General features: G+C 54.1%; 19 protein-coding genes. 3 read left to right on the top strand and 16 right to left on the bottom strand.

The annotated features are described in order from the left end of the window. Positions 1 to 55: 55 nt before the first annotated feature. The 9 genes from osmB to crrC form a co-directional block, all read right to left on the bottom strand. Positions 56 to 274, bottom strand: a complete 219-nt coding sequence (osmB, locus tag ACR42C_RS12770; protein ID WP_008501216.1) for an osmotically-inducible lipoprotein OsmB — start codon at positions 272 to 274, stop codon at positions 56 to 58. 262 nt (positions 275 to 536) lie between these two features. Next, the gene (yciT, locus tag ACR42C_RS12765) at positions 537 to 1,289 is read right to left on the bottom strand and encodes a DNA-binding transcriptional regulator YciT (RefSeq protein WP_316379285.1); all 753 of its coding nucleotides are present in this window, start codon (positions 1,287 to 1,289) and stop codon (positions 537 to 539) included. Positions 1,290 to 1,332: 43 nt separating this feature from the next. Next, on the bottom strand, positions 1,333 to 1,515 hold the full coding sequence (locus tag ACR42C_RS12760) for a YciZ family protein (protein WP_041909652.1): 183 nt from the start codon (positions 1,513 to 1,515) through the stop codon (positions 1,333 to 1,335). Between the two features lie 118 nt (positions 1,516 to 1,633). Next, the gene (pdeR, locus tag ACR42C_RS12755) at positions 1,634 to 3,625 is read right to left on the bottom strand and encodes a cyclic di-GMP phosphodiesterase (RefSeq protein WP_479984181.1); all 1,992 of its coding nucleotides are present in this window, start codon (positions 3,623 to 3,625) and stop codon (positions 1,634 to 1,636) included. Between the two features lie 324 nt (positions 3,626 to 3,949). Continuing rightward, positions 3,950 to 5,884, bottom strand: coding sequence for an exoribonuclease II (locus ACR42C_RS12750; protein WP_116339505.1), 1,935 nt, complete (start codon positions 5,882 to 5,884; stop codon positions 3,950 to 3,952). Between the two features lie 88 nt (positions 5,885 to 5,972). Then, positions 5,973 to 6,959, bottom strand: a complete 987-nt coding sequence (locus ACR42C_RS12745) for a CMD domain-containing protein (protein ID WP_479984180.1) — start codon at positions 6,957 to 6,959, stop codon at positions 5,973 to 5,975. Between the two features lie 156 nt (positions 6,960 to 7,115). Beyond that, complete coding sequence (gene fabI, locus ACR42C_RS12740; protein WP_003856831.1) at positions 7,116 to 7,904, bottom strand: enoyl-ACP reductase FabI; 789 nt, start codon at positions 7,902 to 7,904, stop codon at positions 7,116 to 7,118. A 253-nt stretch (positions 7,905 to 8,157) separates the two neighbouring features. Beyond that, positions 8,158 to 11,253, bottom strand: a complete 3,096-nt coding sequence (locus ACR42C_RS12735) for a multidrug efflux RND transporter permease subunit (protein ID WP_479984179.1) — start codon at positions 11,251 to 11,253, stop codon at positions 8,158 to 8,160. A 228-nt stretch (positions 11,254 to 11,481) separates the two neighbouring features. Beyond that, entirely contained in the window at positions 11,482 to 11,868 is a 387-nt protein-coding gene (gene crrC, locus ACR42C_RS12730; protein WP_166711410.1) for a colistin resistant protein CrrC, read from the bottom strand. Between the two features lie 271 nt (positions 11,869 to 12,139). On the opposite strand from crrC, the gene ACR42C_RS12725 reads away from it, so the two are divergent. Beyond that, positions 12,140 to 12,844: a response regulator gene (locus ACR42C_RS12725; protein WP_116339513.1), complete on the top strand. Its 705-nt coding sequence runs from the start codon at positions 12,140 to 12,142 to the stop codon at positions 12,842 to 12,844. After that, positions 12,841 to 13,905 carry an ATP-binding protein gene (locus ACR42C_RS12720; protein ID WP_479984178.1) on the top strand — a complete coding sequence of 355 codons (1,065 nt, stop codon included), beginning with the start codon at positions 12,841 to 12,843 and terminating at the stop codon, positions 13,903 to 13,905. The genes ACR42C_RS12725 and ACR42C_RS12720 overlap by 4 nt, the downstream gene beginning before the upstream one ends. Before the next feature lie 14 nt (positions 13,906 to 13,919). Here ACR42C_RS12720 and ACR42C_RS12715 read toward each other — a convergent pair whose 3' ends face one another. From ACR42C_RS12715 to pspF, 7 genes are all read right to left on the bottom strand, one after another. Next, positions 13,920 to 14,834, bottom strand: a complete 915-nt coding sequence (locus ACR42C_RS12715; protein WP_316379280.1) for an ATP-grasp fold amidoligase family protein — start codon at positions 14,832 to 14,834, stop codon at positions 13,920 to 13,922. A 161-nt stretch (positions 14,835 to 14,995) separates the two neighbouring features. After that, on the bottom strand, positions 14,996 to 15,802 hold the full coding sequence (gene sapF, locus ACR42C_RS12710; protein ID WP_028013385.1) for a putrescine export ABC transporter ATP-binding protein SapF: 807 nt from the start codon (positions 15,800 to 15,802) through the stop codon (positions 14,996 to 14,998). Position 15,803: 1 nt separating this feature from the next. Then, the gene (sapD, locus tag ACR42C_RS12705) at positions 15,804 to 16,796 is read right to left on the bottom strand and encodes a putrescine export ABC transporter ATP-binding protein SapD (RefSeq protein ID WP_047958816.1); all 993 of its coding nucleotides are present in this window, start codon (positions 16,794 to 16,796) and stop codon (positions 15,804 to 15,806) included. Further along, a complete protein-coding gene (gene sapC / locus ACR42C_RS12700; RefSeq protein ID WP_061098012.1) occupies positions 16,796 to 17,686 on the bottom strand; it encodes a putrescine export ABC transporter permease SapC in 891 nt (296 codons plus the stop codon). Before sapC ends, sapD begins: the two co-directional genes overlap by 1 nt. Next, positions 17,673 to 18,638, bottom strand: a complete 966-nt coding sequence (gene sapB, locus ACR42C_RS12695) for a putrescine export ABC transporter permease SapB (RefSeq protein WP_479984177.1) — start codon at positions 18,636 to 18,638, stop codon at positions 17,673 to 17,675. The genes sapC and sapB overlap by 14 nt, the downstream gene beginning before the upstream one ends. After that, a complete protein-coding gene (gene sapA, locus ACR42C_RS12690; RefSeq protein WP_116339519.1) occupies positions 18,635 to 20,275 on the bottom strand; it encodes an ABC transporter substrate-binding protein SapA in 1,641 nt (546 codons plus the stop codon). The genes sapB and sapA overlap by 4 nt, the downstream gene beginning before the upstream one ends. 88 nt (positions 20,276 to 20,363) lie before the next feature. Then, positions 20,364 to 21,356 carry a phage shock protein operon transcriptional activator gene (gene pspF / locus ACR42C_RS12685; protein WP_479984176.1) on the bottom strand — a complete coding sequence of 331 codons (993 nt, stop codon included), beginning with the start codon at positions 21,354 to 21,356 and terminating at the stop codon, positions 20,364 to 20,366. A 151-nt stretch (positions 21,357 to 21,507) separates the two neighbouring features. Here pspF and pspA point away from each other — a divergent pair, with 151 nt between their 5' ends. Continuing rightward, positions 21,508 to 22,176: a phage shock protein PspA gene (gene pspA / locus ACR42C_RS12680; RefSeq protein ID WP_116339523.1), complete on the top strand. Its 669-nt coding sequence runs from the start codon at positions 21,508 to 21,510 to the stop codon at positions 22,174 to 22,176. The last annotated feature ends 36 nt before the right edge of the window (positions 22,177 to 22,212 follow it).

Raw genomic sequence — 22,212 nt, 5'->3', positions numbered from 1 at the left:
AGTCAGACCTGAAATGCGATGCTAAATCGCCATAACGGGAAGGCTTATAGAATAATTATTTGCCGACCTGGTGACCGATAATACCACCGACAGCAGCGCCGCCTAATGTACCCAGCGTACTACCATCCGTTAATACTGCACCACCGAGCGCACCAGCGCCGGCGCCAATAGCGGTGTTACGGTCACGTTTAGACCAGTTAGAGCACGCGCTCAGGGACATTGCTACAGTGATTGCCAGAACAGCGGCGGCTAATTTTTTGCTGGTTAAGGTCATAATACTTTCTCCTGAATTATCGATTCACGGAAAGATGTACACGTTAAGTATAGTCAAAATGAATACTTAATTCTTTTTCCCGTGAAAGCTGGTCGCGCAGGCGTTACGTAATCACGCAAGTGATAGTCACTTCCTGTTATATCGCTAACATTAATTTTACGACTTTACGGCAGGTTAAACAGGTAAAAACTCTTAAAGGAAGGTTAGGAATCCTCTCAGACGAAGGGGACATATGCGCCCGGCATACGGGCGCAAAAAGGAGTCAGGCGGAGGTTTTAATAATATCGACAATGAGACCGTCTTCTTCCAGTTTAATACGATGTTCGTCGCTTAACCTTTCGTCGGTAATTACGCGGCTGAAGCGCGCGGCTGGACCCATGGTGTAAGGATGAACGACACCAAATTTGGAACTGTCGGTCAACACAATGGCTTCACATTCTTTTTCCAGGACGGCATTAACCACGTCAGATCGCATCATATCCCGGCCGGTGAAGCCTGTCTCCGGCTGCCAGCCGTCAATCCCGATAAACGCCTTACTGAAATGAACCTGCTGGACATACTGCCGGGTCAGCGGGCCTACCATGCTTTCACTCTTTTTCTGGTAAATGCCGCCCAGTAAAATCACCTCGCAGCGCGTCTCTTTGAGCAAATGGGCGATATAGCTGCTGACGGTGATGATGGTAACGTCTTTTTGTTCGGCGAGCGTACGTGCCAGCAGGGCGTTGCTGCTGCCGTTTTCAATAAACACCGTCTCGCCTGGGTTTACCAGCGATGCGGCAAATTCTGCCAGTTCTCGTTTAAGCGCGTAGTTATTCATCATGCGCGTCTCAACGTCGTCGCTGTCCAGCGGCACGGCATAGCCATGCGCACGGCGCAGGTAGCTCTGTTTTTCCAGCAGATTAAGATCCTGACGGATGGTGACTTCGGAAACGCCGGTGGTTTTCGCGAGTTCGACTACGCTTACGCGCCCCTGATCGATGACCATCTGCAAAATGAGTTGTTGTCGGGAATTCATAGCATCCAATTAATAAAGCGAAACGAGGTCTGGGACAGTGGGATTAGACTTCCCACGGCGCTTTAGGCTGTCGGTTTTCGGGGGCATTGTCAGCGCCATCCTGAGCGAGGAGTTCAGACTTCAGGATCTCGAGATTACGGATCGCAGAGTGATAATCACCCGCCACCAGGATATCCAGCACGGTATCAATACGTTGTGCTACAGCTTGTGGATCAATAGTAGACATAATCTCTCCCCAGGAACGAAAAGTTAATAATTTCAATGATGCAGAAAATAGGGTCAAAAGAGAAGGGAAAAAACGCCATAACGAAATTACATAAACGAAAGTGAACCTCTTTATGGCCTTAACGCTGTTGTCGCGCTTGATATCGTTTTAGCCAGCGCTCGAATGCGGCAGCGGGCATCGGCTTAGCGAAAAGAAAGCCCTGCCGTTCGTTGACGCCGTTCTTGGTCAGAAAGGCGTCCTCTTTTGCGTTCTCCACCCCTTCGGCAATCACCTGCAGGTTTAGCGCCTGCGCCACTGCGACAATGGCGCGCACCAGAGACTGGGAGACAGACTGCTTATGAATATCTCTGACAAAAGCCTGATCGAGCTTAATAGCGTCAATAGGAAAACGCGCCAGTTGGGAGAGAGAAGAGTAGCCGGTACCGAAATCGTCCAGATGAATTTGTGCCCCGAGCCGGCTGAATTGCTGGATCACAGAGAGCGCCAGCTCTTCGTTTTCGATAAGACAGCTTTCGGTCAACTCGACATCGATAGGGCAGTACTCAAAATGCAGATCCTTAAGCGCCTGCTTTAACTCACTGAAAATTGTCTGGTCGGCGAGCTGACGTGCTGAGACGTTCACCGCCACGCGCAGGTTAATTCCCTTGTCTCGCCATTTTGCCACCTGCCGTACCACATCAAGCATCACCCAGCGACCCAGCGGGACAATCAAACCGGACTCCTCGGCATAAGAGATAAATTCCAGAGGAGGGATCAGCCCGCGCTCGGGCGACTGCCAGCGGACCAGCGCTTCAAGGCTTCTGACCTCGCCGCGCCAGGTGATTTTTGGCTGGTAGTGGATCAGGAGCTGATCGTTATCCAGTGCTTTACGCAGGTTGGTGTCCAGCCACAGATACTCAAACACGCGCTGGTTCATCTCGGGGGAGAAGACGCAGAACTTGCCACGGCCGTTTTCCTTGGCGGTGTACATAGCGGTGTCGGCATTGCGAATCACGCTTTCCCGATCGTTCCCGTGTTGCGGCGCGAGGGCGATTCCCAGGGAGCAACCGGTGTAAACCTCAATCAGACCGATTCTGAACGGCTGACGCAGGCGGGTCAAAATGCGCGACGCCATCGCTTCCAGAGAGCCCTGAGAGGTATGGGTGGCCATTACGATAAACTCATCGCCACCGAGCCGCGCTAAAACTTGCCCATCATCCAGGCAACTCAGAAGGGCAAGTGCAACCGCCTGCAGCAGCTGATCGCCGAACATATGTCCGTAGGCATCGTTGACCTTTTTGAAGTTATCCAGGTCGAGGTACACCACGCCAACCTGCGTATCGCCGCGGTTGGCTATGGCGCCTGAAATCAGCTCGTGGATCGCGTTGCGGTTTGGCAAGCCGGTGATGGTATCAGTATTGGCCAACACGCGCAGGCGCTCCTGCGCCCGCCGTTCTTCGGTAATGTCGGTCCCTGAACAGATAAGAAAAATTTCATTTTTACCGCTGCCGCTGTGAACGAATTTATTTCTGAACAGAAACAAGCGTTGCCCTTTCCGCGTTTTGATCCAGCGTTCGACTTCGTAGGAGCTGCTGTTGCGAAAGATACCCGCAATGTTGCGCTTCGAAGCTGCCGCTTCACTGCGGCTCATGAACAGTTCAAACACGTTCTGGCCAATGACTTCGTGTTCTTTCAGACCGGTGTACTCTTCACTCAGGCGGTTAAAACGCTGGATATTGCCGTTTTGATCGAGAATAACAATGACGGAATTCGCTTCAGAAACAACCTGTTCTGCAAAGGAGAGCCCCTGAGCCAGATCGCGTGCCACGGAGGGTGTATCGTTCCAGGCGGAGGCCGTGCCGGCCCACTCGTTGCGGGTTATTTTTCGTCCGACAAGATGGACGGGAACTTCTTCGCCATAAAGAGAAAGGTTCATAGAAAGGCTGGAGGTAATCACCGTTAGCTGGCGGATCAGTGCGGCCTGATCGTCGGCCAGCGTGACCACCTGAGTGACGTCTGCATTTTCGCTGGCAGCAAGGTGCAGAGCGTTGCTATCAGCCGACAATCGCCACCACGGGCTGTGAGTACCCGTGTAACGAAACAGCAAATTCTGCACAAGTTCGTCGATCATGATTTCTCCCGCCGCGACGTATTAGCGCACAAATTATTCATTTGCCGTCGACTTTTCCGTTGAAAATTGCGGCAAAGCCGCAGTGAAAGTATTGTTTTTCTGAGCTTTTTTATAATAAAACGCATCAGGCATATAAAAATGCTGAGCGTATAAAATCCACGTGCCCGAACAGGACAGCACTCTTTTACTGTAGATAATTATGGCCATTTTGGGCGAGCCGGGACTGAAAAAAGTAAGAAAAATGATGCTTTTGCGGGGGGAAAGACGGGAGAAAAAATTGTCGGCCTTTCCGAACGGAAATGACCGACAATTTAGCAGAGGTTATCAGGCGACAGGGCGCGCAATAATACTGCGGGTTTCCATGCGAACTTCAGCGATAGTCACGTCAATCACGTCAGTGACTTTGTAAACCGTCTCGCCTTTAATTTGCACGGTGCCGCTTTCCTGACTGCAGATCAGTTCGTCACGAACGGCGTGCAGGAACGGAGCAGGGATAAAGGCTACCGCACCGTTATCCACCAGGCGTACGCGCATTCCGCCACGGCTGATATCAACGATCTCCGCCGCGAAGCGGGTATCGGTACCGGCTTTATCCTGCAGGAAGCGCGCATAAAGCCAGTCTCCTACGTCACGTTCCGCCATGCGGTTCAGACGGCGACGCTCGGCCATCTGTAGGGTCGTGTCGTCCTGAGGACGGGCAATGGTTTCACCCTTGATAATCGCTTTCAGCAGGCGGTGGTTAACCATATCGCCATACTTGCGGATTGGGGATGTCCAGGTGGCGTAGGCCTCCAGACCGAGGCCGAAGTGCGGGCCTGGCTCGGTGCTGATTTCCGCGAAGGACTGGAAGCGGCGAATACGGCTATCCAGGAAACCGGACGGCTGAGCGTCCAGCTCGCGGCGAAGCTTGCAGAAGCCTGGCAGCGTCAGCACTTCTTCCGGATCAACATGCACATCGTGATTCTTCAGCAGAGCCGCCAGCGCTTCGGTATTGGCCGGATCGAATCCGGTGTGAACGTTGTAAATACCAAAGCCCAGCCTGTCGCGCAGCACGCGTGCGGCACAGATGTTGGCGGAAATCATTGCCTCTTCAACGATGCGGTTTGCAATGCGTCGCGGTTCGGCCACGATGTCCAGCACTTCACCTTTCTCGCCCAGAACAAAGCGATAATCCGGTCGGTCTTTGAACACCAGCGCGTGGGTTTTACGCCACTCGCCGCGGTTCAGACAGATGCGGTGCAGCAGACGGAGCTGCGCGGCTATGGCGTCTGATTCTGGTTTCCAGCTACCGGTATTTTCCAGCCAGTCGGAGACGTTATCGTAGGCCAGCTTGGCTTTGGATTCGATGGTGGCAGCAAAGAACTCGATATCGTCTTCAATCGCGCCATCGGCGGCAATGGTCATGCGGCAGGCAAGAACCGGACGCACCTCATTTGGGCGCAGCGAGCAGAGGTCGTCAGACAGTTCGCGCGGCAGCATCGGGATGTTAAAGCCCGGCAGGTAGTTCGTGAACGCGCGGATTTTCGCCGTTTCGTCCAGCTTGCTGCCTTCTACGATCCAGGCGGTGGGATCGGCAATGGCGACGGTCAAATGCAGTTTGCCATCGGCGCTCTCTTCAGCGTAGAGCGCATCGTCCATATCTTCGGTGCTGGCGCTGTCGATGGTGACAAACTCCAGCGCGGTGAGATCGCGGCGCGTCAGACCTTCATCCTGCATCTCGGTTGCCACGCCGTTCGGCGCTTCTTTTTCAAGATTATGGCGCGCCAGCGTGACCCACCACGGGACGAAATGGTCGTCGCCAAAGGTGATGAACTGGGTCAGTTCAGCATAGAAACCGCGGTCGCCTTTCAGAGGATGACGGCGCATTTCTGCTACGGCCCAGTCACCTTCTTTAAAATCATGCTCAACGCCGCGGGCGGCGCGGCACGGAATGGCATCTTTCAGCAGGGGGTGATCCGGCACGACAGAAAGACGATCGTCCTTTCTCTGCACTTTGCCCACAAAGCGGGTCAGGAACGGCTCGATCAGTTCTTCCGGCTCGGCGGATTCACGTTCTTTCTCGGTATGGATGACGGCCATGACGCGATCGCCATGCATCACTTTCTTCATCTGCGGTGGCGGAATGAAGTAGCTTTTCTGCGCGTCAACCTCAAGGAAGCCAAAGCCCTTTTCCGTGGCTTTCACGACCCCTTCTGCACGCGGCGTCTGGGAATGCAGTTGCTGTTTAAGCTGCGCTAGCAGCGGGTTGTCCTGAAACATAATGTTCTATTTTCGTAGCCATTGAGCGGCTGACAGTTTTACGCGATTCTCACTGCTACAGCAAGCGCTCTTTGGGGAAAGAGTGTGGTTATTCCGCTTTGCCGGAAGCGACTTTTAGCCGATTGAGCCAGCCCTCCAGCGCGCATTGGCTCAGCAGGTTGATCGTCTGAACGGCAGTAAGTCCTTCTTCCGTTAGCGGGGTAAATTGTGCGGCACTGAAGCGGTCCGGTGAGCGTGTCAGCAATTCGGCTGCTGCCGTAAGCGCCGGAGGAGGATGCGAAATCGTTTCCCGGCTGTTTATCAGGATCTCACCCGTCAGGTCGAGCAAGGTCGGTTCATGACACAGTACCGGCGTCAGCGCCTCAAGCGCGGGCTCTGCCTGCCAGCGGGAGAGGGACTCAAGTTGATGCGCACTGGCATAGCGAAGCTCGACCACGGGCAGAAGCACTATCCACGCGTCGGAGCACGCCGGCAGGCTGTGTGGCTGAATATGATGGCCCGGCAACCAGCGAACGGGATGGCCAAGCAGCGCCTGAAAGACGGCGACCACGCGCGCCTGAAAACCGATAAAGCCGATTATCTGGTTAATCACCACTATGTCATAGATAGACAGACCTACCTCATCAAGCTCGTTTCGCGCCTTATCATCAATGACGTCAGGCGAGCTGGCGAGCTGGCGGGCGTACTGGGTGATTTGCGCCAGCCGTCGGTTACTTTCGCGGGAGGAGTCGGGACCCGGCAGCGGGGCGAGGAGGGCGGCGTAGTGGTTGCACAGCCGCTGAACGCCGCAGGCCTGCGCCACCGTCAACGCGGTACTTAACCGATCGTAGGCGCTGAGCGTTCGCAGGCGGTTTACGGGAAGTGAGAGTGGGAACAGCTGGTGGCATAAGGATCTGGCTGGAGCAAGCCAGCCGGTACAGGCGGCGGCAATCTCATCTGGCAGGGCTAAATCGAGCAAAAAACGATCGTCGACGTTAGCGGCTTCGGGCACCAGAGGCAGCACATCCGGCTGCGCGTGGTTTGACTGGGTTTCGTGATACCAGTGGCCTTTGCCGGAAAAACGGCGTTGTTCCATGTGCGTTCCTTGATCTCAAAATGGCGATCAATATCCTGGCGTAAGGCAGATAAAGGGAAAAATATTGTTAGGTGATAACAAATAGCAGAACGGAATAACGAAGGGGGGAGTGCGGAGGGGGAAAGCTCTCTTCCCGTGCGGGAAGAGAGCCACAGCTTATTTAATTTCCAGCTCGTTCATTGCAGCGATGTTGAAGCCGCCGTCAACGTGAACCACTTCGCCGGAGATACCTGCGGAAAGATCAGAGCACAGGAATGCAGCAGAGTTACCCACATCTTCAATGGTAACGGTACGACGAATCGGGGTAACCGCTTCGCAGTGTGCCAGCATTTTACGGAAATCTTTGATGCCGGACGCCGCCAGGGTACGGATAGGACCCGCAGAGATGGCGTTAACACGCACGCCTTCTGGACCCATTGCGTTTGCCATGTAGCGTACGTTGGCTTCCAGAGACGCTTTCGCCAGACCCATAACGTTGTAGTTAGGGATAGCACGTTCAGCGCCCAGGTAGGACAGGGTCAGCAGGGCTGCGCCCGGGTTCAGCATCGCGCGGCAGGATTTTGCCATCGCTACGAAGCTGTAGGAGCTGATGTCGTGAGCGATTTTGAAGCCATCACGGGTAACCGCGTTCACGTAGTCGCCGTCCAGTTGGTCGCCAGGAGCGAAGCCAATGGAGTGAACGAAACCGTCGAATTTCGGCCATGCTTTTGCCAGTTCAGCAAACATGCCGTCGATGCTTTCGTCTTGTGCAACGTCACATTCCAGAACAATGCTGGAACCCAGCTGCGCGGCAAACTCTTCAACACGGCCTTTCAGCTTGTCGTTCTGGTAGGTGAACGCCAGCTCAGCGCCTTCGCGATGCATTGCCTGTGCGATGCCGTATGCGATGGACAGTTTGCTGGCAACGCCAGTCACCAGAATGCGCTTACCGGAAAGAAAACCCATAGCTTTAATCCTTATATTCATTGCTTATTTTGCCTTGTAATTCATAGCGTTACAGGCAGTATTTCAAAATCATTCGAAATTAGCTCGAAATTATAGCCCACTCACGGCCCCTTGTGTCACGATATTTCTCGCCGATCTCTGAAGACGAATGCCCTAAAAGGTGAGGCGCGGGCTGGCGGGGGCTCAAAATTTCAGCATTCGTCCAGTATATCACCCGGCAGCAGCTTCGCCTCATCCAACCAGCAAGGATCCGCTATCCGTCCCTGGCGTCTTCAACGAAACGCGCAACGACAATAAAGAATACCGGGACGAAGAAGATCGCGAGAAGCGTGCCGCTAATCATGCCGCCAAACACCCCGGTGCCGATAGCGTGCTGCGTGCTGTCACTCGCGCCACGCGCCAGCATCAGTGGCACCACCCCTAACGTAAAGGCTAACGATGTCATCAGAATAGGGCGCAGACGCTGGCTTGCGGCCTGTATCGTTGCCGCCAGCAGGGATTGTCCTTCCCGGTGGAGCTGCCTTGCAAACTCGACAATCAGAATGGCGTTCTTGGCGGAGAGGCCTATCAGGGTAATAAGACCGACCTTAAAGAAAACATCATTCGTCATGCCCGCAACGGAAACGGCAGCCACCGCACCGATAAGCCCCAGGGGAACGACCAGCATCACCGCAAAGGGAATTGACCAGCTCTCATACAGGGCGGCGAGCACCATGAACACGACCAGTATCGACAGAACGATCAGACCCGGGAGTTGAGATTCGGATTTTCTCTCCTGCAATGAACTCCCGGCCCACTCGCCGGCCATCCCCTGCGGTAAATCTCGTGACAACGTCTCCATGGCCTTCATTGCGGTACCGCTGGATGTACCCGGGGCCGCACTGCCGGTAATGCGGATAGCAGAATATCCCTGATAACGCGTCAACTGCTGCGGCGCAACGTTCCAGGAAAGCGTCGCAAACGTAGATACTGGCACCATCTGCCCCATACGGTTTTTTACCGATAATTTCAGGATCTGCTCAGGCTGCATGCGGTAAGGGGCATCGGCCTGAATAATGACCTGCTGAACGCGGCCATTGTTCGGGTAGTCATTAACGTAGTTCGACCCCATGGTGACCGAGAGCGTCTGGTTGATTTCATCAAATGAAACGCCCAGTGCTTCCGCTTTTTCCCGGTCAATGTGAAGGGCCAGGCTTGTTCCTTCCGGCAGACCGTCTATATACACGTCACTCAGTTCAGGACGCTGATTAGCCTTCACAACCAGCGCATCGGCCGCACTCTTTAACGCCTCGTAGCCCAGTCCCGCCCTGTCCTGCACGTACCAGGTGAAGCCCGAGGAGGTGCCCATATCCGAAATGGCCGGCGGGAGCAGGCTCATCGTGACGGCATCAGAGACGCTCGCCATGCTGGCCTGTATATGGTCAGCTTCATTTTGTGCCGTCGAACCCTGCCGATCTTTCCAGTCTTTCAGCGTGGTGAAGCCCATGGCCGAATTCGGGCCCGATCCTGAAAAACCAAACCCCAGGATCATAATGTTGCTTTCAATATCCGGCCGGGCCGCAATTTCCTCTTCAAATTTTTTAACCACGTTCAGGGTGCGCTGCATGGTGGCATCGGAAGGCAGCTGAATTGAGGACATAAAATAGCCCTGATCTTCATCCGGCAGAAAGGACGAGGGCAGCGAAGAAAGCCCCAAAAACAGCGCAGCGCAAAGCGCAACGTACAGCAGCAGCATACGCCCGGTTCGTCTCAGCACCGCGCCCAGCCCGGATTCGTACCACCTCGTGAGCGTACGAAAGCGGGCGTTAAACCCTGCCGCGAACCTGCCACCACCGTGCTTCTCTGCGCTGTGAGGCTTAAGTAGCGTCGCGCAAAGCGCGGGAGTCAACGTGAGGGCAAGAAATGCCGACAACAGTATCGATACCGCCATGGAGATACAAAATTGTCGATAAATAATACCGACGGATCCTTCGGCGAAACCCATGGGAATAAAGACGGCGGTAAGCACCAGCGTGATCCCGATAATTGCCGGCGTGATTTCATTCATGGCCTCCCGGGTCGCGTCGCGCGGAGAGCGTTTTTTTTCTTCCATCAGACGCTCAACGTTCTCCACGACCACAATAGCGTCATCTACGATAATCCCTATCGCCAGAACCATGCCGAACATGGTCAGAATATTGATGGAGTATCCACTCAGTAGCATCACCGTGAAGGTGCCAAGAAGTGCGACGGGGGCAACAATCGCCGGGATAAGCGTACAGCGTATCTTGTGCAGAAACAGCAGCATCACGAGGAAGACCAGGACCATCGCTTCTACAAATGTCTGCACCACCTTCATGATGGAAAGCTTCACAAAAGGCGCGGTATCGAAGGGAACCGTAAACATCATTCCTTCCGGCAACACCTGAGAAAGTTCGTCGATGCGCGCGCGTACGCCTGCAGCCGTACTCATCGCATTGGCGCCGGGCGATAACTGGACTGCCGCAGCCGTTGCGGGTACCCCATTTTCGCGGATGCCGAAAGCGTAGCTTTGCAGGCCGGACTCAATGCGTGCGACGTCGGACAGCTTCAGCCTTGCGCCGGACGCCTCTGATTTCAGTGTAATATTCCTGAAAGCCTCTACGGAAGCGAGCTGCCCCTTGACGGCGATCGGATACGTTACGCCTTGCCCTTCAGATGCCGGTTCATCTCCCGTCTTGCCGGGTGAAACCAGGGCATTTTGCTGGCCAACAGCGGCAAGCACATCGCTCACAGAAAGTCCGTAGCTATGAAGCTTCATTGGGTCCAGCCAGATGCGTAGCGCTTTTTCGCCACCAAAAAGCTGAATTTTCCCTACTCCAGGTACGCGGCGAAGTTCGTCGCTGACATGCCGGGCGAAATAATCGCTTAAATCGGCCTCCTCAAATTTACCGGTTGGAGATTTCAATCCCACCATCATTAAAAATCCGGAATTGGCCGCCTCGACGTTGATACCATTTTGCCTGACCGCCTGTGGCAAACGCGGCTCCACAATTTTGATCTGGTTCTGAAGGTCCATCTGCGCCAGCTTGATGTCCGTGCCGGGCTTAAACGTCACGGTAATAGACGCAGAACCGGTTGTGTCACTGGATGATTCGAAGTAGAGCAAATTATCGACGCCAGATATTTCGCGCTCAATTAACGACACCACTGAAGTATTCATAATATCGGGGCTGGCACCCGGGTAGGTGACAGAAATAATGATCCCAGGCGGTGCCACCGCCGGATACTGCGCAACCGGCAGCCGGGGGATAGACAAAACACCTGCCAGGACGATAAAAAGCGCCACTACCCAGGCGAAAATTGGACGTTCAATAAAAAAATGAGGCATTAATTTAACTTCCAGATACGTGAATTTCGTCGTCGGTTGACACGCGCTAGCCGGTATCCCTGAGGAGAACGACGGTTATTAGTGAGGTTTATCATTATGGGTAACAGGTATATGGCTATTTCAGTGAGTTATTTTTGTTCAAATGGTGTGATGGAAACTCTACAGCTCGCCTGTTTAGCGGACATGGGCGGTTTATGGAGAGAGTGTGGAGCGAAACAGCGCGGTTGTTTAAATCATTCTCATGATGAGGTAAAGCGGTGCACCGCCAAAAAACAGAATTAAATAACACTCGTAGTAAAACACCAGATCGTTAAAATCTGGCGTAGCGTTCAGCAGAACAGTGAACGTAATAATGAGATAAACAAAAATCACCATCAGCCAGAAGGCGATGAGAAGTAATTCTGTGAACGCACCTGCTTTGTTTTGTATTATCAGAGAGACAACCGACAAGGCAATGCAGCCATAGATAATGGGGGAAGAGGGCAGCGTTGCGGCGACTTTTTCATCCATTTTATGCATCAGTATCAGCCACGTATAAAGTAATCCCCACGTTAGCAGCAGGAACAGGGAAAATATGCCGATTTTTTTAGGAGAGAGGTATTTCGAAAGTTCCATGTTCATTATCTCAACCAAATTCAGAAAGCCTTTAAGCGACAGGGGTATTTACTACGTTAAACGGAAGACGGTTTAACTCCGAATAACTATTCTGGACTGTTATTGTCGAGCCTTTATTGACTGAATGTGTAGGCTGTATGGAGAAATTGCCGGACACTTAAATTAACCCAGGAAATTTTCGCGGCCACGGCACTTTTTCCCGGAGCCTGTGTCTTATTGTGCTAAAGATATCTGATAGCGTGCTCAAAGGGATTTCACCCGCGGAGATAAAATGAACAAAAATACTCTAATCCTTGTTGTTGAAGATGAAGACGAAATTGCCGATATACTGATGAGTTACTTAGAGCGTTCAGGGATGAAAACGCTGAGAGCCCGGCAGGGCGAACAGGCGATAGCGCTCAATCGACTCCATAAACCGGATCTTATCTTGCTGGACATCCATTTGCCCCTGTGCGATGGCTGGAGCGTACTCACGACGCTCCGCCAGGAAAGTACCGTGCCTGTTATTATGGTGTCCGCTCTCGATCAGGACGTGGATAAGCTTATGGGGCTGCGGCTTGGCGCGGATGATTACGTCATCAAACCTTTCAACCCATCCGAAGTGGTCGCGCGGGTTGAAGCGGTGCTGCGCAGAACCAAACCGGCTCTCCAGCAGGCGGGGGCCGTGCCTCTCAGGACGCCTTTTATTACGGTCTATCCGGACGATTTCTACGTTGAGGTCACCGCTGGCGAAGAGGTGGTCTCGCCGGTATTAACGACGACGGAATTTAAACTTCTTACTTATCTGGTGAGATACCCGCGTAAGGTCTGTTCCAGGGAAGAGTTACTCAACGCATGTCTGCCGGAGGGCGATACGCTCGACAGAACGGTAGACAGCCATATGAGCAAGCTGCGTAAAAAGCTGGAGCTTGCGGGCCTTTATGGCATTCCTGAAAGTATCAGGGGGATGGGCTATCGGCTTGGGGAGAAAAAATGAGCAGAGATTCTGTCCTGAGTCGGCAGATCTTAACGTATATGCTGCTGCTGACGTTTACGATAATTGCCATTGCGGTACTGGGCTCCTGGTTTTTTTACTCTTTTATTCTCGATCACCTCCCCGGCGGCGCCGTTGCGGGTGATGATGAGCAGATGACGATGTGGGACTGGGTGTGGATCGGGACCGCCACAACAATCAGTCTGATAATCGCGATATTTTTAACGATCAAACTTTCTTCGCGAATACTCACCCCGTTAAACGCGGTAGCGTCCAGCCTGAGAAAAATTTCTCACGGTCAACTGGACGCCCGGGCTTATTGTGCCAGCTCCCGGCTCGGAGAGGTCAATCATCTGGTCACGGATTTCAATGAAATGGCGGAAAAACTCCAGACGCTGGATATTCAGAGGAAATCCTGGAATGCCGCCATTGCCCATGAGCTGAGAACCCCGGTTACGATTTTACGCGGTCGGCTTCAGGGGCTGGTTGACGGCGTCTTTGAGCCAGATCCGCAACTCTTTAATAACCTTCTCAGGCAGACTGAGGGGTTGACCCGTTTGATTGAAGATCTCCGGGTGATCAGCTCGGACGGCGGGGCGGGTTATACATTGTATAAATTCAGAACAGACCTCAAAGGCACAATCCAGGATGCGCTTGATACTTTCATGCCCGAGTTCAAACGCAACCAATTTACGCTTAAGACTGAGCTGAGAGAACAGCGATGCGTGTTCGACCCCTTGCGCATCAATCAGTGTCTGGCCGTTCTGTTTGACAACGCATTACATTATTCAACTTCGCGGAAACTCATCGTAAAAAATGGCGTCTCTGATAAAGGCAATTTTATTCTTATTCAGGATGGCGGGCCGGGCATCCCCAGAGAATTTCATGATTTCTTATTTCAACCCTTCCAGCGGGATAATGGTGCCAGAGAGTTGAATCCTGAAGGATGTGGTTTAGGCTTATCGGTGGTAAAAGCCATCATGCTGGCTCATGGTGGCGACGTAACGTATACCTTATCGAAGCAAAACCACTCCCTGTTCAAGCTGACCTGGCCCGATGCCTGAGCCCTGGCGGGAGGTCAGCCTGGCCTGTCCGCCGATAGCGGCAACTGCCATATAGCGCCTAATTTTGTATCCCACTCCAGCGGGGTAATACGCAGTTTGCCCCGTTTTGGGCTTAAGGTTATTTCACTGAAGTAAATTTCATTGCTTTTTAGCATGAGGTCAACGCGGCAGTAGTCAAGGCCATTCGCCAGCTCCTGAGCGGCCAGCAAAGCCTCACGGAACAACCCCGGCTCGCCGGGCGCTACCGGCGTATTCGGGTATTCCATCCGGAAAGGCTGTAAATTCCAGTATCGGTCGTAAACGTTGATAAACTCTCTGCCGCGGTCATCCGTAAAATCGGCCTCAACATAGTGTGCGATGCCGTGAAAACAGTGAATTCGCAGCATTTCCGGCGTGCTGTTCCTGTCCGCATTATTGAAAAGATCGACATAAGGCTCACATAGTATAACGGGTATAATATTTTTGTACTGCCACTCGCGCGTGGTGTAATACAAATTCTTCTTTAATGCAAGATTGAGCTTTTTTCGGGCCTGCCGGTAATTGAACTGGTCTTTGTTTGTACAGATTATTGTGCTACCACTATCATGATTACACTTAAGGACGAATTGATCGGGCAGTGTTGAAAAATCAATATGCGAAAACCTGCGGTATACTCCAATCAGAGGCACCGCTTTTACTCGCGTTGTTCTGGACGCAACGTATTCGCGGACGGCGAGTTTATCGGCAAGCATTGTGTAGAGATTATTATGGTCATAGACCAGTCGATGGCATATTTTTTCACTCAACGTAGTGGGTGATTTAATGTCAGGGGTTTTCCCTGATGTCTTTTCGAGCCTTGCAGTATGAAAATTAAGGTCCGTCATTAAATATGAACGGCATTTTCTGATGAGATACTCTGCGTATTTCAGAACATAAGTGGCGGTGTTCATTTCTTCTCCTCCGTAATATCCGGATATTCTGGAGAAGAACTGTTGATGGATAGTGCTTAAACTATGGAGCAGGGATGGAGACAAAAAATTAAAGGATTAAATAGCGCGTGCAGACTATTTAATCCTTATTTAAGCGGAGCAATCTGTGTTTACCGCGGCACTTAACGGTCCTTTCTCCACGCATCGGCGGTCAATGCTTCACCGAAATGACCGGCAATCAGCCTTTTCGTCAGCTCATGAAGCGGGGAGGCCATCACATCCGCCGTGCTGCCGCGCTCGACGACTTCCCCCTGGTGCATAACCATCACCTGGTCGCTGATGTGCTTCATCATTCCCAGATGCTGGGTGACGTAGATATACGAGATCCCCTGTTTTTCCTGCAATTCCAGCATCAGGTTAATCAGCTGCGAACGCATCGACATATCCAGCGAGGCAAGCGCTTCGTCAGCAACGATCACTTTCGGGCGCAGAATCAACGCGCGCGCCAGGCCCAGACGCTGTTTCTGACCCGGGGCCAGCATATGCGGGTAGTAGCTTTCATGATCCGGTAACAGCCCAACCATACGCAGGGTTTCGAAGATACGCTTGCGGCGCGCCTCTGGCTCCAGTTCGGTATTCAGACGCAGAGGGAAATCAAGGATCTGCGAAATGCGCTGGCGTGGATTAAGCGAGGTTGACGGATCCTGGAAGATCATGCGGATGCGCTGGCTGCGGAAAGAGTAATCGCCAAACTGCAGAGGATGATCGTCAATCAATACTTCGCCAGCGGTGGGCTCGACCATGCCGGCAAGCATCTTCGCCAGCGTGGATTTGCCGGAGCCGTTTTCGCCAATGATCGCCAGCGTCTGTTTTTCACGCAGGGTAAAACTCAGCGGCTTCACTGCTTCGACAGTCTGACGATGAAACAGCCCCGTGCGGTAGCGAAAGGTCTTACTCAGATTGCGGACTTCCAGCAAGGTTTCGACCATTTCACTCTCTCTCCATGTTCAGCGGGAAATGACAGGCGTAAAGATGATTTTTGGCGCCGGTCAGGCGCGGTGTTTCGATACATTTACGCTGAGCATACGGACAACGCGGCCCCAGACGACAGCCTATTGGCAATGATTCCAGCAGCGGAATCGCCCCGGGCAGGGTATTCAGACGGCTCTTGTGCGGCATGGCGCTGCCAAAATCCGGAATGGCGCGGATAAGCGCCTGCGTGTACGGATGGTGCGGCGCGGTGATCAGGTCTTCACTGGGGGCAGTTTCGACCGTTTGTCCGCAGTACATCACGTCAATTTTATCCGCCCACTTGCTGAGCATTTGCAGGTCATGGCTGATCAGCAATATGGTGGTGTTGTTGTTCTGGTTCAGGCGCGACAGCAGGCGGAAAATTTGCGCCTGCGTGGTTGGCTCCATTGCGTTCGTCGGCTCATCCGCAATCAGCAAACGTGGCTGATTAGCCAGCGCGATGGCAATCATCACTTTCTGGCACTCGCCGTCGGTAAGCTCGTACGGGAAGCTGCGCATCGCGTCTTTATGATCTTTGATCCCGACGCGGTGCAACAGCTCAATGGCGCGGCGTTTGCGCCAGCCGAAACGCTGCCACCAGCGGCCTTTATAGGTCCAGCCGGGAATGTTCTGCATCAGCTGTTTGCCTACGCGCTCGGACGGATCGAGGCAGGACTGTGGCTCCTGGAAAATCATCGAGACGTTATGGCCGACCAGCTTACGCCGCTCGCGCGGGGAGAGGCGCAGCAGGTCGATATCGTCAAACCGCATACGGTCGGCGGTCACGCGCCAGTTATCTTTCGCCACGCCGCAGATAGCTTTGGCGATCAGGCTTTTGCCCGAGCCGGATTCCCCCACCAGCCCGCGAATCTCGCCCTCGGCGAGGGTGATGCTGATGCGATCGACGGCTTTTACCCAGCCTTCACCGGTTTTGAATTCAATGGTGAGGTTGCGAATATCAAGAAGCGGCATTATTGCACCCCCGCGTTAATTGCACGGCGAATACCGTCGCCCAGCAGGTTGATCAGCAACACGCTTACCATAATCGCCGCCCCCGGCAGCATAACCGTCCACGGTGCCACGTAGATCAATTCCAGCGCGTCACCGAGCATCGCCCCCCATTCAGGGGACGGCAGCTGCGCGCCGAGGTCGAGGAAGCCGAGCGCAGCGATGTCCAGGATCGCCATCGACAGCGCCCGGGTGATTTCGGTGACCAGCCCGGCAGCGATGTTTGGCAGAACGGCAAACCACAGAATGTTGAAGGTCGTCGCACCGTCCAGACGGGCCGCAACGACATACTCTTTTTCCAGCTCGTCATGCACCATGCTGTAAACCGAGCGCACGATGCGGGGCAGGATAGCCAGCCAGACGGCGAACATGGCATGTGACAGATGCGGGCCGGCAAAGGCAACCACGATGATTGCCAGCAGCAGAGAAGGAATCGACAGCAGCGTGTCCAGAATGTGGTTCAGCACCGCCGAGCGAAGGCCATGCGTGGAGCCCGCGAAAATACCGAGCGCCAGTCCACAGATCGTCGCCGCGAGCGTCACGACAAACGCGCCGCCCACCGTCGGGGCGGCCCCGCTTAACAGACGGCTTAACACGTCGCGTCCGAGGTCGTCAGTGCCGAGGAAGAAAGAGACTTCGCCGTAGCGAGACCAGGAAGGCGGCAGCAGCTGATAGCCAAGGAACTGCTGATCGATGCCATAAGGCGCAAACCACGAGCCAAAGAGGCAAAGCAATACCAGACCGGCACAGCCATAAAGACCAATCATTGCCGTGGTGTCACCATAGAACTTACGCCACACGGTACGCAGCGCACCGGGCGTGCGCTTTTCACTGTATACGTTATCGTAAGGCATACCATTCCTTATGCTTCAATGGGTTAGCCATCGCACCCAAAATATCGGACAACACGTTAACAATAATGACCAGCGAACCAATCACCATCACACCCGCTGAGATAGCGGCGTAATCCTGCTGGCGGATGGCGTTAATCAGCCAGCGTCCCAGCCCTGGCCAGCTAAAGACCATCTCGGTGATCATGGCCAGCGTAAGCATGGTGGAGAACTGCAGCCCAAGACGCGGAATCACCGGCGGCAAAGCGTTGTGCAGGACGTTGCGGCGCAGTATGGTCAGGCGCGATAATCCGCGCGTGGCAGCAGCTTTGACATAGTTCTGCTCAAACACCTCGATGGTGCTCAGGCGCATCAGGCGGATCACCTCGGTCGTCGGCGCAACCGCCAGCGTCAGCACCGGCAATACCATATGGCGCAGGGCGCTGACGATCATCTCATGGCGCCACACCGAATCGGAAAGCCACGCGTCAATGATGGCAAAACCCGTCACCGTTTTAACCGTATAGAGCAGGTCAAAACGGCCAGAGACCGGCAGCCAGCCCATCGTCAGCGAGAAGAATAGCGTCAGCAGCAGCGCCAGCCAGAATACCGGGATAGAGAAGCCGAGCAGGGCGATGGCGCTGATAAACTTATCCTGCCATTTGTTGCGGTAGATCCCGGCCAGCATGCCCACGGGGATACCCACCATCAGGGCAAAGCCGAAGGCCAGAATGCACAGCTCCATCGTGGCCGGGAACACCTCTTTCAACTGCTCGGAGATAAGCTGCCCATTTATGCTCGACACGCCGAAATCCCAGTGCAGCAGACCGTTAAACCAGAACAGCCAGGCATCCCACAGCGATGAGCCCTGAAGCGGGGCGTGCGGCGTAAAATAGCTCAGGCTGAAGCCGACAAAGGTCAGCAGAAAGAGCGTCACCAGCAGCAGCAGGAGTCGACGTAAGGTAAAAATAATCATGGTTTTTTCACCTCTTGTTCTTTTTCGCGCGATACGCCGGCGAACGAGGCGTTGCCGAACGGACTCAGCACCAGACCTTTAATATCGTAGCGATAGGCCTGAAGACGCAGGGAAGAGGCCAGCGGTAGCACGGGCAGTTCCTGAGCGAGGATCTTCTGCGCTTCATCATAGGCGTCAATGCGCGAGGCCAGTTGCTGGGAAGAGAGCGCTTTTTGCAGCACGGCGTCAAACTCCCGGTTACACCAGTGAGCGTAGTTGGTCTGCGAATTTATCGCCGCACAGCTCAGCAGCGGCCGGAAGAAGCTGTCCGGGTCGTTACTGTCGGTGGCCCAGCCTGTCAGGGTGAGATCGTGATTCATGTCCATCAGGCGCGCCTCCTGAAAACGGCCCTCAACCGGTACAATGATCACTTTGACGCCCACCTGCGCCATATCCGCCTGCAGCAGCTCGGCGGTTTTCAGCGGGCTCGGGTTCCACGCCTGGGAACTGGTTGGCACCCAAAGCTGGAGCGTCAGGTTTTCTGCGCCCAGCGCCTTCAGCTGTTCACGCGCTTTTGCCGGATTGTATTCCGTAATTTTAGCCTCACCGTCGTAGGCCCACGAGGCGCGCGGTAAAATTGATGCTGCGGTTTCTGCCGTGCCGTAGTAGATCGACTGCATCAGGCGCTGATTGTTAATTGCCAGCGCCAGCGCGTGGCGAACGGCAGGGTTGTTCAACGGCGGCTTATCTGTGTTAAAGGCCAGATAAGCGATGTTCATACCCGGGCGTAACGTAAGACGCAGACGCGGATCGTCGCGTAAAATCGTGAGCTGGCTGGCGGCAGGCCAGGCGAGCACGTCACACTCCCCGGTGAGTAGTTTCGAGAGCCGTCCCGTTCCGCCAGAACCGAGATCGACCACCACCTGCGGCATCAGCGGCGTGCCGCGCCAGAAATGTTCGTGACGCTGCAGGCGAATATATTGCCCCGCGCGGTATTCGGCCAGCTGGAACGGCCCGGTACCGACCGGCTGGCGGTCGAGCAGCTCCTGGCGATCTTTTTTCGTCAGCTTCGCCGCGTATTCGGCGGACATGACGGATGCATAGTGGGTCGCCAGGTGCCAGAGGAAGGAGGCATCCGGGCGCGCCAGCGTAAATTCAACCGTCCGGCTGTCCAGCTTGCGCACGCTTTTAACGGTGTCTGCAAACTGCAGACTGTCGAAATAGGGGAAATTATCCCCGTTAACGTTATGCCACGGGTGGTTACGATTAAAGATGCGCTGGAAGGTGAAGACAACGTCATCCGCGTTCAGCTTGCGCGTGGGGGTAAACCACGGCGTGCGCTGAAACGCGACATCGTCGCGCAGGCGAAAACGGTAGGTTGCACCGTTGTCCAGGACTTCCCAGCTTTCCGCAAGTTCAGGCACCAGGCGGTAGGTGTACGGGTCGACATCAAGCAGGCGGTCATACAGCTGCGCGGCGAGCGTATCCACAATCAGGCCGCTGCCCGCTTTTTGCGGGTTAAAGGTATCTACCTGGCCGCTCACGCAATAAACGAAGCCGCTGTCACGGATGTCAGGCTGCGTAGTTTGCCCGGGCGCAGCAAACGCCAGGCCGCTGAACAGACCGAGTGCAAAAAAGGACGATAAAACCAGACGCATAATTTTTAAGGTTTTTAGGTTCGATCTGCAAAGTGTATCGCACTTACGCCTGATTCGTAAAAATGTCTGCGGGCAAGTGCCGATATTGTCAGCGCATTTGATGCTTTTTGAGCAATGCCCGTAACTGATGGTAGGTCAGGCCCAGAAGTTCAGCCGCCCGTTTCTGGTTATATTTCGCCGCCTTCAGGCTTTGCTCCAGTAGCTGTTGCTCCTGGTCGTGCTGGAACTGGCGTAAATCCAGCGGGAGAGTTGGGGCGTCGCCTGAAGACGATGGCATGGGTAGAGATGGCGCATTGCGCTGAAAAGGATCGATAATGATATTGTCCAGCTCCGTCTCGCTGCTGCCGTGGCGGTATACAGAACGCTCCACAACGTTCTTCAGCTCGCGGATATTTCCCGGCCAGCGGTAGGCCAGTAGCGTCTCCCGCGCATAATCGCTGAAGCCGGGGAACAGGGGGAGGCCGAGCTCGCGGCACATCTGGATCGCAAATTGTTCAGCCAGCAGCATGATGTCGCTTCTCCGATCGCGCAGGGGCGGAAGCTGAACGACGTCAAAGGCCAGACGGTCAAGCAGATCGGCACGGAATTTCTCCTCCGCAACCATCTCCGGCAGATTGGCGTTGGTGGCGCAGACCAGGCGCACGTTAACGTGCAGCGGTTGGCTGCCGCCGACGCGCTCCAGTTCGCCATACTCAATGACGCGCAGCAGTTTTTCCTGCACCAGCATCGGCGCGGTGGCGAGTTCATCAAGGAACAGGGTGCCGCCGTCGGCGCGCTCAAAACGCCCCGGATGACGCTTCTGAGCGCCGGTAAATGCCCCCGCCTCGTGGCCGAACAGCTCGGTGTCGAGCAGGTTTTCATTCAGCGCCGCACAGTTAAGAGAAATGAAGGGGCCGTCCCAGCGTCCGGATAAGTAGTGCAGACGGTTGGCAATCAGTTCCTTACCCGTGCCGCGCTCGCCGATAATCAGTACCGGTTTGTTGAGCGGCGCAAGGCGAGAAACCTGTTCCAGCACCTCAAGAAAACTGTTGGCTTCGCCGAGTAAGTTATCTTTATATTGAGCCATGATGAAATTAACCACTCCTTAGCGATATTCACCAGGTCAGCATAGTTCTGCAATGAATAAAAATCAATCACTCTCTGATAAATCAATAAGATAAAAAATTGGCACGGGAATTGTATTATCAGTACAGCAGGGCATAGCCCGATAACAGAACTATGAGGATTTGATTATGGGTATTTTTTCTCGTTTTGCCGACATCGTGAACGCCAACATCAACTCGCTGCTGGAGAAAGCGGAAGATCCGCAGAAGCTGGTGCGCCTGATGATTCAGGAGATGGAAGACACGCTGGTTGAAGTGCGTTCTACCTCTGCCCGTGCGTTGGCTGAGAAAAAACAGTTAACGCGCCGTATTGAGCAGGCCACCGCTCAGCTCAATGAATGGCAGGAAAAAGCGGAACTCGCCCTGCGCAAAGATAAAGAAGATCTGGCACGCGCGGCGTTAATTGAAAAGCAGAAGCTGGCGGAGATGATCGCTACGCTTGAGCATGAAGTAACGCTGGTGGACGACACGCTCACCCGCATGAAGAAAGAGATTGGTGAGCTGGAAAATAAACTGAGCGAAACCCGGGCGCGTCAGCAGGCGCTGACCCTGCGTCATCAGGCGGCTAGTTCGTCCCGCGACGTGCGTCGTCAGCTGGACAGCGGCAAGCTGGATGAGGCCATGGCGCGTTTTGAGTCATTTGAGCGTCGTATCGACCAGATGGAAGCGGAAGCAGAGAGCCACAGCATGGGTAAGCAAAAGTCGCTGGATCAACAGTTTGCCGACCTGAAAGCAGACGATGAAATCAGCGAGCAGCTGGCGGCATTGAAAGCCAAAATGAAGCAAGATAACCAATAATAATGTTGCGGCACCTGAGCGTGCCGCTAAGCATCC

It is taken from the genome of Enterobacter sp. MG-EB028, from assembly GCF_056673305.1.
This window is presented reverse-complemented; position numbering and strand designations above follow the sequence as displayed.

Excerpts from the sequence above, each read along its gene's own strand:
- osmB (WP_008501216.1), bottom strand. The coding sequence starts at position 274 with ATGACCTTAACCAGCAAAAAATTAGCCGCCGCTGTTCTGGCAATCACT.
- yciT (WP_316379285.1), bottom strand. The coding sequence starts at position 1,289 with ATGAATTCCCGACAACAACTCATTTTGCAGATGGTCATCGATCAGGGG.
- ACR42C_RS12760 (WP_041909652.1), bottom strand. The coding sequence starts at position 1,515 with ATGTCTACTATTGATCCACAAGCTGTAGCACAACGTATTGATACCGTG.
- pdeR (WP_479984181.1), bottom strand. The coding sequence starts at position 3,625 with ATGATCGACGAACTTGTGCAGAATTTGCTGTTTCGTTACACGGGTACT.
- ACR42C_RS12750 (WP_116339505.1), bottom strand. The coding sequence starts at position 5,884 with ATGTTTCAGGACAACCCGCTGCTAGCGCAGCTTAAACAGCAACTGCAT.
- ACR42C_RS12745 (WP_479984180.1), bottom strand. The coding sequence starts at position 6,959 with ATGGAACAACGCCGTTTTTCCGGCAAAGGCCACTGGTATCACGAAACC.
- fabI (WP_003856831.1), bottom strand. The coding sequence starts at position 7,904 with ATGGGTTTTCTTTCCGGTAAGCGCATTCTGGTGACTGGCGTTGCCAGC.
- ACR42C_RS12735 (WP_479984179.1), bottom strand. The coding sequence starts at position 11,253 with ATGCCTCATTTTTTTATTGAACGTCCAATTTTCGCCTGGGTAGTGGCG.
- crrC (WP_166711410.1), bottom strand. The coding sequence starts at position 11,868 with ATGGAACTTTCGAAATACCTCTCTCCTAAAAAAATCGGCATATTTTCC.
- ACR42C_RS12725 (WP_116339513.1), top strand. The coding sequence starts at position 12,140 with ATGAACAAAAATACTCTAATCCTTGTTGTTGAAGATGAAGACGAAATT.
- ACR42C_RS12720 (WP_479984178.1), top strand. The coding sequence starts at position 12,841 with ATGAGCAGAGATTCTGTCCTGAGTCGGCAGATCTTAACGTATATGCTG.
- ACR42C_RS12715 (WP_316379280.1), bottom strand. The coding sequence starts at position 14,834 with ATGAACACCGCCACTTATGTTCTGAAATACGCAGAGTATCTCATCAGA.
- sapF (WP_028013385.1), bottom strand. The coding sequence starts at position 15,802 with ATGGTCGAAACCTTGCTGGAAGTCCGCAATCTGAGTAAGACCTTTCGC.
- sapD (WP_047958816.1), bottom strand. The coding sequence starts at position 16,796 with ATGCCGCTTCTTGATATTCGCAACCTCACCATTGAATTCAAAACCGGT.
- sapC (WP_061098012.1), bottom strand. The coding sequence starts at position 17,686 with ATGCCTTACGATAACGTATACAGTGAAAAGCGCACGCCCGGTGCGCTG.
- sapB (WP_479984177.1), bottom strand. The coding sequence starts at position 18,638 with ATGATTATTTTTACCTTACGTCGACTCCTGCTGCTGCTGGTGACGCTC.
- sapA (WP_116339519.1), bottom strand. The coding sequence starts at position 20,275 with ATGCGTCTGGTTTTATCGTCCTTTTTTGCACTCGGTCTGTTCAGCGGC.
- pspA (WP_116339523.1), top strand. The coding sequence starts at position 21,508 with ATGGGTATTTTTTCTCGTTTTGCCGACATCGTGAACGCCAACATCAAC.